Below are 14046 nucleotides of genomic sequence, written 5' to 3'. Positions count from 1 at the left end.
AGGATCGCCGATGGCCCTGCCGCCGAGCCAGCCCGCACCGGGCGCCCACACTTCGCCGGCGGGGGGCCGGGGCGCATCCTATGCCCCCGCGCTGACGCTGCTCGCCAGCCTCTTCTTCATGTGGGGCTTCATCACCGTCATCAACAATACGCTGCTGCCGCACCTGCGCAGCGTGTTCGACCTCAACTACACGCAGACGACGCTGATCGAGAGCGTGTGGTTCATCGCCTATTTCGTGGCCTCCATTCCCTCGGCCAAGCTCATCGAGCGGATCGGCTATCAGAAGTCGCTGGTGACCGGCCTGCTCGTCATGGCGGCGGGCGCGGCGGGCATGACGCTGGCAGCGAGCCTGCCCTCCTACGGCGTGACACTCGTCATGCTGTTCGTCATCGCCAGCGGCATCACCCTGCTTCAGGTCGCGGCCAACCCCTATGTCACCGTCATCGGCCCGCCCGAGACGGGGTCGTCGCGCCTCAACCTCGTTCAGGCGTTCAATTCGCTGGGCACGACGCTGGCGCCGCTGTTCGCGGGCTATCTGATCCTCGGCCGGTCGGTGGGCGGCACCACGCAGGACCGCGTGCTGACCCCGGCCGAGCGGCTGGCCGACGCGCAGTCGGTGATCCTTCCCTATGTCCTTGTCGCCGCGGTGCTCGTCGTGCTCGCGATCGTCATCGCCCGCTTCCCGCTGCCCGCGATCGGCCAGTCGACGCAGCGCGTCACGCGCGAGGAGCGCAAGCGGCTGTCGCTGTGGAGCCATCGCAACCTCGTCTTCGGCGTGCCGGCGATCTTCATCTACCTGATCGCGGAGATCGGCGTCGCCAACCTCTTCATCAACTTCGTCAGCCAACCGAACATCGCCAACATCACCCAGGCAGAAGCGTCGAACTATCTCGCGCTCCTCTGGGGCGGGATGATGGTCGGCCGCTTCGCCGGGTCGCTCATCATGCAGAAGGTGCCGGCCGAAACGGTGCTTGCCGGCTTCTCGATCGGCGCGTTCGTCGTGATGCTGGGTGCGACGTTCCTGACCGGCCCGGCGGCGATGTGGTCGCTCATTCTGGTGGGGCTGTTCCACTCGATCATGTTCCCGACGATCTTCTCGCTCGGCATCAAGGGGCTGGGGCCGCTGACCGAGGAGGGCTCGGGCCTGCTCATCATGGCGATCGCCGGCGGCGCGCTGGTGGTCGTGCAGGGCTGGCTCGCCGACCTGTATGGCCTCCAGACCTCGTTCCTGCTGACCGTGGTGTGCGAGCTCTACATCCTCTTCTACGCGGTATGGGGCGCCAAGCCGACGCACGCACTTCCCGACCCGGAAGTCGCCCCGGCGGAGTGACGGCATCCTCCCCACCAGGAGGAGGTGACAACCGCCGGCTCAAGGAGGGGGCGGGCCACGGGCGGCGCGCGCTTGGCCAGCCCCCTCCCCCGACCTTGGCGGTCCCCGCCACCTGGCGAGGGCGGCCTTGAAGTCATTGCCAAAGCCTTCGGGCCTGAATATGTCCGACTAATGAAGAGGGCGGCGAGCGTCGCCCCGGCCACTTGGGAGGATAGGATGATCGGACGGACGGCGAAGCGAACGCTTCTGGGCGCGGCGATGGCGCTGACGCTGCTGGCGTCGGCATCGGCGCAGGAGGCGCCCAGGCCCACCGAGATCACCGTCCGCGCCGACACACCCGGCCCGACCTATGACAAGGCGATTTTCACCCAGTTCGCCGAGCATCTGGGCACCGGCATCTATGGCGGCCTCTGGGTCGGCGAGAAGTCGAAGATTCCCAATGTCCGCGGTTTTCGCAGCGACGTCGTCGGCGCGCTCAAGGAGCTGGGCGTGCCGATCGTCCGCTGGCCGGGCGGCTGCTTCGCCGACGAATATCACTGGCGCGAAGGTGTCGGCCCGCGCGCCAAGCGGCCGGTCAAGATCAACACCCATTGGGGCGGCGTGACCGAGCCCAACACCGTCGGCACGCACGAGTTCTTCGACCTGGTCGGGCAATTGAATGCGGAGGCCTATATCTCGGGCAATGTCGGCAACGGCAGCCCTCAGGAAATGGCCGAGTGGGTCGAGTATATGACCGCTCCCGCCGGCAGCCTCGCCGAAGAGCGCGCGCGGAACGGCCGCAAGGAGCCGTGGAAGCTCCCTTATTTCGGCATCGGCAACGAGCTGTGGGGCTGCGGCGGCAACATGCGCGCCGAATATGCCGCCGACGTGACGCGCCGCTATGCGACCTTCGTCAAGGCGCCGGCGGGCACGCGCATCCTCAAGATCGCCTCGGGCGCCAACAACGATGATTATCGCTGGACCGAGGTGATGATCCGCGACGCCGCGCAACAGATCGACGCGCTGTCGCTCCATTACTATACCGTCCCAGGCGGCTGGCCGCCGCGCGCCTCGGCCAGCGAGTTCGACGAAGCGGGCTGGGCACAGACGCTGGCGGCGACGTGGCGGATGGACGAGTTCATCACCAAGCATGTCGCGATGATGGACAAGTACGACCCCCAGAAGCGCATCTGGCTGGCGGTCGACGAATGGGGCACCTGGTACGCGCCCGATCCCGGCACCAATCCCGGCTTCCTCCGGCAGCAGAACACGCTGCGCGACGCGATGGTCGCGGCGATCAATCTCAACATCTTCGCCAAGCATGCCGACCGGGTGAAGATGACCGCGATCGCGCAGATGGTGAACGTCCTCCAGGCGATGATCCTGACCGACGGCGACCGCATGGTGAAGACCCCGACCTACCACGTCTTCCACATGTACAAGCCGTGGATCGACGCGACGGTGCTGCCGATCGAGCTGAAGGGCGGCTGGTACAACAAGGACCAGTACGTCATGCCCGCAGTCAGCGCGTCGGCGATCCGGGGCAAGGACGGCGTGGTGCGCATCGCGCTCGCCAACGCTGATCCCAACCGGCCGAACAGCGTGACCGCAAACCTGTCGGGCGTGCAGGCGTCGGCTGTGACGGGCACCGTGCTGACGGCCGACGCGATCACCGCGCGCAATGACTTTGACGCGCCGAACCGGGTTGCCCCGCAGGCCTTCACGGGCGCGAGCGTCGCGGGCGGCCGGTTGTCGGTGACGCTGCCGGCCAAGTCGGTGGTGGTGCTCGAACTGCGCTGAGGTTGCGTATGAAGGGCCGGCGGCTAGGGTGGCGCGCATGTTCATGCGCTTCCTCATTGCCGCCGGCCTGATCGCCGCACCCGCTGCTGCCCAGATCAAGGTCGACCCCGCGCGCATTACCCGCGACGTCAAGACGCTTGCCTCCGATGCGTTCGAGGGGCGGGCGCCCGGCACCGCGGGCGAGGCCAAGACCATCGACTATCTCGTCGCACGCCTGAAGCAGACGGGGCTCGAGCCCGGCGGGCCGGACGGCGACTGGGTTCAGAAGGTACCGCTGCTCCACACCGAGCTTCAGGACGGCGCGCTCGCGTTCGGCGACCAGCCGGTCGAACGCGGCAAGCAGATCTACGTCTCGACCATCCGCCCCGACGACCGGGCGCGGATCGACAAGGCGCCGATGGTCTTCGTCGGCTATGGCGTCACCGCGCCCGAGCGCGAGTGGGATGACTTCAAGGGCGTCGACCTGAAGGGCAAGGTCGCCGTCTTCCTCGTCAACGACCCCGATTTCGAGGCGAAGGCCGGCGAGCCCGTCGCGGGCAGGTTCGGCGGCCGCACGATGACCTATTATGGCCGCTGGACCTACAAGTTCGAGGAGGCTGCGCGGCGCGGCGCGATCGCTGCGTTGATCGTCCACGATACGCCGGGCGCCGGCTATGGCTGGAACGTCGTCGTCAGCCCGCGCGGCGAAAATTACGACATCGTCCGGGCGCCGAAGGACCTGACCAGCCTGCGCCTTCAGGGCTGGATCGAGGGCGAGGCGGCATCGGCGCTGTTCCGGCGTGCCGGGCAGGACCTCGCCAAACTCCGTCTGGCCGCGCGCCGCGCCGACTTCCGCCCGGTGCCGCTCGCCGGCGTCACCTTCAGCGCCGACGTCGCGGTTCGCCATGAGACGGTCGAGAGCCACAACGTCCTCGCCCGCATCCCCGGCACCAAACGTGCCGACGAGGTGGTGACGCTCGGCGCGCACTGGGACGCCTATGGCAAGGGCGCGCCCGACGCGCAGGGCCGGATCTATCGCGCCGGGGCAAACGACGACGCGCTCGGCGTTGCCGGCCTTCTCGAGATCGCCCGCGCGATGAAGGCTGGGCCGCAGCCCGACCGAAGCGTCGTCTTCGCCTTCTGGACTGCCGAGGAGCGCGGGCTGCTCGGCTCCGAATATTATGCCGCCAACCCCGTCTATCCGATGGAAAAGACGGTCGCGAACCTCGCGCTCGACATCCTCCAGACCGCGGGCGCGGCCAAGGACGTGGTGCTCGTCGGCAAGGGGCAGAACAGCCTCGAGGACGACATGGCGCGCGTCGCCGCCGCGCAGGGGCGGACGGTGACGCCTGAGAGCCTGCCCGAGCGCGGGCTTTTCTATCGCGCCGACCATTTCTCTTTCGCCAAGCGCGGCGTCCCCGTGCTGCTCCAGATGGGAATCGCCGGCGCTTCGGACCTCAAGGTCGGCGGGCGCGCCGCGGGTCAGGCGTGGATCGACCGCTATACCGGGGAATGCTATCATCAGGCCTGCGACGCCTGGGACGAAAGCTGGAATCTGGCGGGCGCGGCGCAGGACATCGAGTTGGTGGGAACGATCGCGCAGCAACTCGCGACCTCGAGCCGCTGGCCCGACTGGAAGCCGGGGTCGGAGTTCAAGGCCGTCCGCGACCGGAGTGCAGCTGTCCGCCGCTGATGTCGCCCACGCTGTCACAATCGAGTTTTCCGCCGAGTGTAAGCGAGACAATTGGCTAAACCGATCGTTCGAGAGGGCGTAGGAAAGAAAGCCTGAGTTCAACTGGAGAGCGATTCATGGACGCGAAAACCGGAGAGATGAGCGGCTGCCCGATCGAGAAGCCGACGACCGTTCGGTCGCTGCTGGGCCGCACCAACCGTGACTGGTGGCCCGACTCGCTGCCGCTCGAAGTGCTCAACCAGGGCGGCACCTCGCCCGACCCGATGGGCCACGAGTTCGATTACGCCGAGGCCTTCAAGCAGCTCGACTATCATGCGCTGAAGGCCGATCTGAAGGCGCTGCTGACCGACAGCCAGCCCTGGTGGCCCGCCGATTATGGCAATTACGGCGGCCTGTTCATCCGCATGGCGTGGCACGCCGCAGGCACGTACCGCACGGCCGACGGCCGCGGCGGCTCGAACAGCGGGCAGCAGCGCTTCGCCCCGCTCAACTCGTGGCCGGACAACGGCAACCTCGACAAGGCGCGGCGCCTGCTCTGGCCGATCAAGCAGAAGTACGGAAAGCACATCAGCTGGGCCGACCTCTTCATCCTCGCCGGCAATGTCGCGATCGAATCGATGGGCGGCCCGGTGTTCGGCTTCGGCGGCGGCCGCCAGGACGTGTTCGAGCCCGAGAAGGACATCTACTGGGGCTCGGAGGAGCAGTTCGTCGGCCATCCCGACAACAAGACGCGCATCCTGCCCGAGGAGCAGCTCGAGCTCGAGCAGCCGCTGGCCGCGATCCAGATGGGCCTCATCTATGTGAACCCGGAGGGGCCGGGCGGCGTGCCCGACGCGCTCCAGTCGGCGCGCGACATGAAGGAAACCTTCAAGCGCATGGCGATGAACTCGGAGGAGACCGTCGCGCTGACCGCGGGCGGGCACACCTTCGGCAAGGCGCACGGCGCGGGCGACCCCAGCCTCGTCGACGAAGCGCCCGAGGGCGCGGACATCGCGCTCCAGGGCCTCGGCTGGGCGAGCGCGCACGAGAGCGGCTTCGGCGAGCACACCATCACCAGCGGCATCGAGGGATCGTGGGTCAACACCCCCACGGAGTGGTCGGAGAACTACTTCCGCCTGCTGCTCGACTATGACTACGAGCTCGTCCGCAGCCCCGCGGGCGCCAAGCAGTGGCAGCCGATCAACCAGAAGGAAGAGGACATGGCGCCCGCGGCCCATGATCCGAACAAGCGCGTGCCGACGATGATGACGACGGCGGACATGGCGCTGAAGGTTGATCCCGAGTTCCGCGAGATCAGCGAGCGGTTCCGCCGCGATCACGAGGCGTTCAAGGATGCCTTCGCCCGCGCCTGGTTCAAGCTCACCCATCGCGACATGGGGCCGAAGATCCGTTACCTCGGCCCGGAAGTGCCCGAGGAGGACCTGATCTGGCAGGATCCGGTCCCCGCCGGCACGATGCCGTCGGACGCCGACGTCGCCGCGTTCAAGGCGAAGATCCTCGATGCCGGCTTCACCGTCGGCCAGCTGGTCAAGACCGCCTGGGCGTCGGCCTCGACCTATCGCCGCACCGACCATCGCGGCGGTGCCAATGGCGCGCGCATCCGCCTCGAGCCGCAGCGCGGCTGGACGGTGAACGAGCCGGATGAGCTGTCGGCGGTCCTCGCCAAGATCGAGGAGCTGCGCGGCAACCTGTCCGTCGCCGATGCGATCGTCCTCGCCGGCACGGCAGCGGTCGAGAAGGCAGCGAAGGATGCCGGCTTCGACGTCGAGGTGCCCTTCACCGGCGGCCGCGGCGACGCGACGCAGGAATGGACCGACGTCGAGAGCTTCGAGGTGCTTGAGCCCGTCGCCGACGGGTTCCGCAACTACCTCAAGACCAAGCAGACGGTGAAGACCGAGGAACTGCTCCTCGACCGCGCCTCGCTGCTCGGCCTGTCGGTTCCCGAACTGACCGTGCTCGTCGGTGGCCTCCGCGTGCTGGGCGCCAACTACAAGGACGCGCCCGAGGGTGTGTTCACCGATCGCAAGGGCCAGCTGACCAACGACTTTTTCGTCAACCTGCTCAACAACGACACCTTCTGGAAGGTCGTCGACACGAGCGGCGACGAGGAGTTCATCGGCTACGACCGTGCCGGCCAGCACGAGCGTTGGCGCGCGACGCGCACCGACCTGATCTTCGGGTCGAACAGCCAGCTGCGCGCGGTGGCCGAGGTCTATGCCGAGCGCGGGCATGAGGAGAAGTTCGTCCGCGACTTCATTGCCGCCTGGACCAAGGTGATGAACGCCGATCGCTTCGACCTCAAGCAGAAGTCGGACAGCGTCCAGCCGATCGGCATCGCCGAGCCGGCCTGAACGAAAGCGGCGCGGGGAGCGATCCCCGCGCCGTCTGGTTTTTCGAAAGCGCTCCCGCGTCTGGACTCGGGAGCGTTTTCTTTGCGCCCATCCCTGAAACGGAGGGGCAGAAATCGGTAAGATTCAAAGCGACCGAGCGTCATCCCAGCGAAGGCGGGGACCGGTCAATAGAGCCACCCTCACACGTCGAGATTCGCGACGCTCAGCGCATTCTCCTGGATGAACTCGCGGCGCGGTTCGACGACATCGCCCATCAGGCGCGTGAAGATCTCGTCGGCCACATCGGCCTGATCGATCGCCACCTTGAGCATCGAGCGCACCGACGGGTCGAGCGTCGTTTCCCACAATTGCTCGGCGTTCATCTCGCCCAGCCCCTTGTAGCGCTGGATCGAAAGGCCCTTGCGGCCCGAGGTCAGGATCGCGTCGAGGAGTTGGCTCGGCCGGCCGACGAGCGTCTCGCCCTTGCCCACCGTCACCGCCTCGTCCTCGCCCTCGGTCGCTTCGGCCGCCTGCGCCGCGCGCGCGGGGACGAGCTTGGCGGCGCTGACATAGGTTTGCGCCTCCTCGGCCGCGAGCGTGTGGAGCTTGCGCGCCTCGGCCGAGGCGATGAACGCCGCCTCGATGATGTGATGATCGGTCACGCCGCGCCACAGGCGGCGGAAGTGGAAGCCGCCCTCCGCGCTCATCTCAGCCGACCACTTCCCCTCGCCATCGCCCAGGTCGAGGCGGCGGGTCGCCTCGATCAGCCGCTCGGCGCGTACCTCTCGTGTCGCTTCGGGATCGAGCGCGCCGGCCAGCGCCAGCGTTTCGATGATCGAGGGATCGTAGCGGCGCGGCACGTAGCGCATCAGCGTCCGCATCCGCCGCGCATGATCGACCAGCCCGCGCAGGTCCTGATCGGCGCGCGTTCCCGTCGCGCCCTCGAGCACGTTCGATGCGACGCCTGCCTCGACCAGATACTCGTCGAGCGCGGCATCGTCCTTGAGATAAACCTCCGACCGCCCCTTGGTCGCTTTGTAGAGCGGCGGCTGGGCGATATAGAGGTGCCCCGCCTGGATGATCTCGGGCATCTGCCGATAGAAGAACGTCAGGAGAAGCGTGCGGATATGCGCGCCGTCGACATCGGCGTCGGTCATGATGACGATCTTGTGATAGCGCAGCTTGGCGAGGTTGAAGTCGTCGCGGCCGATGCCGGTGCCCATTGCTTGTATGAGGGTGCCGATCTCCTTCGACCCCAGCATCCGGTCGAACCGCGCGCGCTCGACATTGAGGATCTTGCCCCGGAGCGGCAGGATCGCCTGAAAATGGCGGTCGCGGCCCTGCTTGGCGCTGCCGCCTGCAGAGTCGCCCTCGACCAGGAACAGCTCGGACTTGGCGGGATCGCGCTCCTGACAGTCGGCGAGCTTGCCGGGGAGCGATGCGATATCCATCACGCCCTTCCGCCGGGTTAGCTCGCGCGCCTTCTTCGCCGCCTCGCGCGCCGCCGCCGCGTCGATCACCTTCTGGATGATCTGGCGGGCGACGGCGGGGTTCTCTTCCAGCCATTCGGCGAGCTTGTCGGCCATCAGCGATTCGAGCGGCTGGCGGACCTCGGAGCTGACCAGCTTGTCCTTGGTCTGCGAGCTGAACTTGGGGTCGGGCAACTTCACGCTGACGATAGCGGTCAGCCCCTCGCGCATGTCATCGCCGGTCAGCGTCACCTTCTCCTTCTTCAGGAGCCCCGACTTGTCGGCATAATTGTTGAGCGTGCGCGTGAGCGCCGCGCGGAACGCGGCGAGGTGCGTGCCGCCGTCACGCTGGGGGATGTTGTTGGTGAAGCAGAGGACGTTCTCGTAATACGAGTCATTCCACTCCAGCGCGACGTCGATGGTCACGTCGTCGCGCGTGCCGGCGATCGCAACGGGATCGGGCATCAAGGGCTGCTTGTTGCGATCGAGATACTTCACGAACGCGGCGATGCCGCCCTCGTAGAACAATTCGACCTCCTTCACCTCCTCGTGCCGCGCGTCGCGCAGGAACAGCCGCACGCCCGAATTGAGGAAGGCGAGCTCGCGATAGCGATGCTCGAGCTTGTCGAAGTCGTATTCGGTGATCTTGAACGTCTCGGGGCTCGCGAGGAACGTCACCCGCGTCCCCTTCTTGCCATTCGACGGGCCGACGACCTTCAGTGGCGCCTCGGCATCGCCGTGGCGGAAGCGCATGTAATGCTCCTCGCCGTCGCGCCAGATGTTGAGGTCGAGCCATTCGCTGAGCGCGTTGACCACGCTGACGCCGACGCCGTGCAGGCCGCCCGACACCTTGTATGCGTTCGAATCCGACGTGTTCTCGAACTTACCGCCAGCGTGCAGCTGGGTCATGATGACCTCGGCCGCCGACACGCCTTCCTCGGGGTGGATGCCGGTCGGAATGCCGCGGCCGTTATCCTCGACGCTGACCGAGCCGTCGGCGTTGAGCTGGATGATGATCCGGTCGCAATGGCCGGCGAGCGCCTCGTCGATGGCGTTGTCGCTGACCTCGAACACCATGTGGTGCAGGCCCGACCCGTCGTCGGTGTCGCCGATATACATGCCCGGCCGCTTGCGCACGGCATCGAGGCCCTTCAGCACCTTGATCGAGGAGGCGCCGTATTCGTTTTCGTTGGTGGTTGCCATGCCCATCATATAGGGGCGCGGGCCGTGTAACGAAAGCGAAATGGACCTGCTCAGCCGGCGGGCACGGTGTCGTAGACGACCACTTTCGACCAGAGCGCAGCATTGTCGCGCACGAAGTCGAGATGGATGGGGTGGTCCTGATACGCCTCCTGATCCGCGGGGCTGTCGAACGCGACCGTCCAGGACAGATCATAGCCGCGCTGGACAACGTCGCGCGTCGTCCCGGCATGCTGGCCGATCTGATAGCTGCGGATCGTCGGCGTGGCGGCGAGCTTCTGGAGCGCGGCGATCAACTTGGCGCGATCCTCGGCATTGCCGGGGCGCTTGAGCGTGAAGAAGACATGGTGGAGAAACCGGCGCTCGGCCGCGGCGGTCGTCTGCTGAGCCTGTGCCGGCAACAGTGTCGCGGCCACCAGCATCCCGGCGCCCAGTATCTGAAACATCGCCCGCATCTCGCTCTCCCTTGCTACGCGCGCAACCAAGCGCATCATATAGGAAAAGCCAAGCGGTGAGTGCGAAAAGCTGAGGGGGCGCTCGCACCAGGCTTTGCGTACCCCGGCGGCGGCCGGGGCGCGCGAAGCCGAGCCGCCCCGCTTTTCGGCGGGGCGGCTCCGTCCTGTCATCACCCGGCGAATTCGCTCGCGCGGCGACCGAGCAGCGTAACCTCGACGCGGCGGTTGCGGCGCATGCCCTGAGGAGTGGCATTGGAGGCGACGGGCTGGCGTTCGCCGAAACCCTGCACGCTGAACCGCGCGCGGGTCACGCCCATCTGGTCGAAGGCGGCACGGACGGCGTCGGCGCGGCGCAGCGAAAGCGCATTGTTGTGCGCGTCGGTACCGCGCGCGTCGGTATGCCCGTCGATCGCGACGCGAACGCCCGGATTGGCGCGGAGGTAGTCGGCCAGCGGCTCGAGCTTCGCGATCGCGCCGGGGCGGAGCACTGCGCTGTCGGTCGCGAACAGCACTTCCTCGGCCAGCGTCATCGTCGCGCCGCGCGGGGTCTGGCGGAAGCCGTAACCGCGCATCCGCGCCCGGTCCCAGCGGCCCGGACCGTCCCGCACGACAACAAGGGTGCCGCGGTCGCGCGCTTCCCAGTCAAACCGATCGCGGCGCCCGTCGGCAAGAATTTCGAAGGCTCGATTGGCCTCGCGCGCCTCGACCGGCTGGATGCGGCCGTCGCGGTTGCGGTCGAAATTGCGCACCACGAACGCGCGGCCGCGGTTGCTGGCGCGCAGTTCGGGGTAGAGTGCGGGCACGCCCGCGCCGATGAGGCGGATTGCGGGCTGGCCGCGGCGGCCGCCCGACCAGTCCCAGTTCTGCGCCATCGCGGGGCCGGCGGCCGCGCATATAATCGAGACGACGACAAGGTTACGCTTGATACCCATGTTCAAACCTTTCGCAGCTGCCCCCGCTACTGACCGGGGGCGCTACGCTCGAAGGCTTCAACCTCTGATGGCCGGTTCGCTTATCGCTGGTTAAGGTCGTCTGACCGGCTCGAATGAAGGCGGGGCCCCGGATCGCTCCGAAGCCCCGCCCTTAAATCGTCGCAGGATCAACCCTGCGCGCGGGCACCCTGGCGGTTGCCGCCGCCCGGACGGCCACCGCCGCCGGGGCGACCGCGGCCACCGCGCGGGCCGCCGGGGCGACCCGCCCGATCACCGGCAGGCTTGGCGGCGTGCGTCGCACGCGGGCGGCGCGGGCCCTGCTCCTGGCGCGGGCGCTCGGGGCGCTCGGCCGGGATGGGACCCACGCGGCTCGCCTTGATGCGGGCGCTCTCAGCCTCGAAATTGTCGGGCAGCGGCACGACGCTGATGCTCTGGCGCGTCAGCTTCTCGATCTGGCGAAGGTAACCCCTCTCCTCGACGTCGCAGAAGGCGAAGGCGACGCCGGTCTTGCCGGCGCGCGCGGTGCGGCCAATGCGGTGCACATACTGCTCGGCAACGTTGGGCAGCTCGAAATTGAGGACGTGGCTGACGTCCGACACGTCGATGCCGCGCGCGGCGATGTCGGTCGCGACGAGAATCTTCACCTTGCCCGCGCGGAAGTCGGCCAGCGCCTTTTCGCGCTGCGGCTGCGACTTGTTGCCGTGGATGGCGTGGCTGACGATGCCGTTCGAGGCGAGCAGCTTCACCACCCGATCCGCGCCGTGCTTGGTGCGGGTAAACACGATCGCGCGCTCGACCTCGTTGCGCTGGAAGAAGAGGGTCAGAAGCGCCTGCTTCTCGGCCTGGTTGACGTGCGTGACATATTGCTCGACGCGCTCGGCGGTCGAGCTGACGGGGGCGACGCGCACCTCGACCGGGTCGGTCAGGAACTTGTCGGCAAGCTCGCGGATCGTCTTGGGCATGGTCGCCGAGAAGAACAGCGACTGGCGATTGGCGGGCAGCATCGCGACGATCTTGCGGAGCGTGTGGATGAAGCCGAGGTCAAGCATCTGGTCGGCCTCGTCGAGGACGAGGATCTCAAGGTCGGCAAGGCTCATGCAGCGCTGCTCGATCAGGTCCATCAGGCGCCCGGGCGTGGCGACGAGGATGTCGACGCCTGCCGCCGTGTCGCGGCGATTGCGCGCGATCGGCACGCCGCCGAACACCGTGGCGACGGTCAGCTTGGTGAACTTGGCATAGGCGCGCGCCGAATCGGCGATCTGGCTGGCGAGCTCACGCGTGGGGGCGAGGACGAGCATGCGGCAGCGCATCGGCTTGCGCCGCTCGTTCGCCTTCACGAGCCGATCGATCGACGGCAGCATGAACGCCGCGGTCTTGCCGGTGCCGGTCTGGGCGATGCCGAGCAGGTCATTGCCCTCGAGCAGCGCCGGGATCGCCTGCTGCTGGATGGGGGTGGGCGTGTCGTAGTTCTTCGAGGCGAGCGCATCGAGCACGGACCGCGACAGACCGAGGGTCGAAAAGGACATGAATATTCTCGTATTTGGCGCGCCGGGCGCAACTCGGGCGCACGACGGGCGGGGTCGTTATGGCGCCCCGCGTGACATGGGATGCTGGCTGGGCGACGCGAGCCTGGCGGGATGTTCGCACCCCTGCCGATCACGCTGCTTCGGTTGAAAGCGTCGCTGCAGCGCGGCAAATGGGCGCAAAGCCCGCGAAAGTCAAGCGATCGTTACATGCCCGGCATCGACGTGCAGCCGCGTGGCGTCAGCGGGCAGATCGACGAACAGTGCCGCCTCGGTCCCGGTCATCCACACCTGACCCTTGCCCGCCAGCCGCTCGAACAGTGCGGCGCGGCGGAGGGGATCGAGGTGCGCGGCCACCTCGTCGAGCAGCAGCACCGGCGGGTGCGGCATCGTCGCGGCAACGAGATCGGCATGGGCGAGCACGATGGCGAGCAGCAGCGCCTTCTGCTCGCCGGTCGAACAGAGCGCGGCGGGCTGGCCCTTGTCGCGGTGCGTGACGGACAGGTCGGCGCGGTGCGGCCCGGCGAGCGCGCGGCCCGCCGCCGCGTCGCGTGACCGGCCCGACGCCAGTTCGCGCGACAGTGTGTCGCGCTCGCCCTGCCACCCCTCGATCGCGAGCGAGGGCCGCGCGAACGGCCCCGCGTTCGCCGCATCGAGGATCGCTGACAGCGCCGCCACCGTCCGTCGCCGCGCGGCATCGACCGCCGCGCCATGCTCGGCCATCCGCGTCTCGAGTGCCGCCAGCCATTGCGGATCGGCGGGCGCTTCGTCGGCCAGCAGCCGGTTGCGCTCGCGCATCGCCGTTTCGTAGCGCGTCGCGTGCCCGGCGTGTCCCGGCTCGAGCGCCAGTGTCAGCCGGTCGAGGAAGCGCCGCCGCTCGCCCGCGCCCTCGGCGAACAATCGGTCCATCGCCGGGGTCAGCCACAGCACCGCCAGCCACTCGGCAAGCGCGGTCGCGGGTGCGGCAACGCCGTTGACCCGCACCAGCCGCCGCTCGGGGGCGCCCGGCTGCACCCCGGTGCCGAGCGTCGCGTCGCCGATCAGCGTCGCCGCGACGCCGAAGCCGCCCGACCCGCCCTGCCGCGCCATCGCCGGAAAGGTCGCGCGGCGAAGGCCTCGGCCGGGCGCGAGCAGCGACACGGCCTCGAGCACGTTCGTCTTGCCCGCGCCATTCTCGCCCGTCAGCGCGACGAAGCCCGGTCCCGGCTCGATCACCGCATCGGCGTGGTTGCGAAAGTCGCTGAGCGCGAGGCGGACGAGCATGGTGCGGTGGGCTTAGGGTCGGGACCGACCGGCGCGCAACCTTCGCTTCGTCGCGGCGTTGCCACGGGCCAGAGAGATTGATCGAGGTAAAGA

The 14046-nt window shown here is 68.0% G+C and carries 9 protein-coding genes; 4 read left to right on the top strand and 5 right to left on the bottom strand.

What is annotated here, in order from left to right:
- The first annotated feature begins 10 nt into the window (after positions 1–10).
- From COC42_RS09450 to katG, 4 genes are all read left to right on the top strand, one after another.
- Entirely contained in the window at positions 11–1330 is a 1320-nt protein-coding gene (locus COC42_RS09450) for a sugar MFS transporter (RefSeq protein ID WP_096342861.1), read from the top strand.
- Between the two features lie 216 nt (positions 1331–1546).
- Positions 1547–3109, top strand: coding sequence for an alpha-N-arabinofuranosidase (locus COC42_RS09445; RefSeq protein ID WP_096342860.1), 1563 nt, complete (start codon positions 1547–1549; stop codon positions 3107–3109).
- A gap of 37 nt (positions 3110–3146) precedes the next feature.
- Positions 3147–4781 carry a M28 family metallopeptidase gene (locus COC42_RS09440; RefSeq protein ID WP_425442836.1) on the top strand — a complete coding sequence of 545 codons (1635 nt, stop codon included), beginning with the start codon at positions 3147–3149 and terminating at the stop codon, positions 4779–4781.
- 116 nt (positions 4782–4897) lie between these two features.
- The gene (gene katG / locus COC42_RS09435; protein WP_096342859.1) at positions 4898–7132 is read left to right on the top strand and encodes a catalase/peroxidase HPI; all 2235 of its coding nucleotides are present in this window, start codon (positions 4898–4900) and stop codon (positions 7130–7132) included.
- A 179-nt stretch (positions 7133–7311) separates the two neighbouring features.
- Here the strand turns inward: katG and gyrB are convergent, their stop codons facing one another.
- From gyrB to recF, 5 genes are all read right to left on the bottom strand, one after another.
- Positions 7312–9783: a DNA topoisomerase (ATP-hydrolyzing) subunit B gene (gyrB, locus tag COC42_RS09430; RefSeq protein WP_425442835.1), complete on the bottom strand. Its 2472-nt coding sequence runs from the start codon at positions 9781–9783 to the stop codon at positions 7312–7314.
- A 50-nt stretch (positions 9784–9833) separates the two neighbouring features.
- Positions 9834–10235 (bottom strand): Dabb family protein, encoded by a 402-nt coding sequence (locus COC42_RS09425; RefSeq protein ID WP_245843959.1) that lies wholly within the window; start codon positions 10233–10235, stop codon positions 9834–9836.
- Between the two features lie 170 nt (positions 10236–10405).
- The gene (locus tag COC42_RS09420) at positions 10406–11167 is read right to left on the bottom strand and encodes an OmpA family protein (protein WP_176484604.1); all 762 of its coding nucleotides are present in this window, start codon (positions 11165–11167) and stop codon (positions 10406–10408) included.
- Between the two features lie 167 nt (positions 11168–11334).
- Positions 11335–12693: a DEAD/DEAH box helicase gene (locus tag COC42_RS09415; protein ID WP_096342856.1), complete on the bottom strand. Its 1359-nt coding sequence runs from the start codon at positions 12691–12693 to the stop codon at positions 11335–11337.
- A gap of 192 nt (positions 12694–12885) precedes the next feature.
- Positions 12886–13953, bottom strand: a complete 1068-nt coding sequence (gene recF / locus COC42_RS09410) for a DNA replication/repair protein RecF (RefSeq protein ID WP_096342855.1) — start codon at positions 13951–13953, stop codon at positions 12886–12888.
- Between the last annotated feature and the right edge of the window lie 93 nt (positions 13954–14046).

The organism is Sphingomonas spermidinifaciens, from assembly GCF_002351485.1.
GTDB classification, from domain to species: domain Bacteria; phylum Pseudomonadota; class Alphaproteobacteria; order Sphingomonadales; family Sphingomonadaceae; genus Sphingomonas; species Sphingomonas spermidinifaciens.
Note: the sequence above shows the minus strand (reverse complement) of the source record. Positions and strands in the feature narration are given on the sequence as shown.

Bases quoted from the DNA above. Each gene is read 5' to 3' on its own strand.
- COC42_RS09415 (WP_096342856.1), bottom strand. From the start codon at position 12,693: ATGTCCTTTTCGACCCTCGGTCTGTCGCGGTCCGTGCTCGATGCGCTC.
- COC42_RS09445 (WP_096342860.1), top strand. From the start codon at position 1,547: ATGATCGGACGGACGGCGAAGCGAACGCTTCTGGGCGCGGCGATGGCG.
- katG (WP_096342859.1), top strand. From the start codon at position 4,898: ATGGACGCGAAAACCGGAGAGATGAGCGGCTGCCCGATCGAGAAGCCG.
- recF (WP_096342855.1), bottom strand. From the start codon at position 13,953: ATGCTCGTCCGCCTCGCGCTCAGCGACTTTCGCAACCACGCCGATGCG.
- COC42_RS09450 (WP_096342861.1), top strand. From the start codon at position 11: ATGGCCCTGCCGCCGAGCCAGCCCGCACCGGGCGCCCACACTTCGCCG.
- gyrB (WP_425442835.1), bottom strand. From the start codon at position 9,783: ATGGCAACCACCAACGAAAACGAATACGGCGCCTCCTCGATCAAGGTG.
- COC42_RS09420 (WP_176484604.1), bottom strand. From the start codon at position 11,167: ATGGGTATCAAGCGTAACCTTGTCGTCGTCTCGATTATATGCGCGGCC.
- COC42_RS09425 (WP_245843959.1), bottom strand. From the start codon at position 10,235: ATGCGGGCGATGTTTCAGATACTGGGCGCCGGGATGCTGGTGGCCGCG.
- COC42_RS09440 (WP_425442836.1), top strand. From the start codon at position 3,147: ATGTTCATGCGCTTCCTCATTGCCGCCGGCCTGATCGCCGCACCCGCT.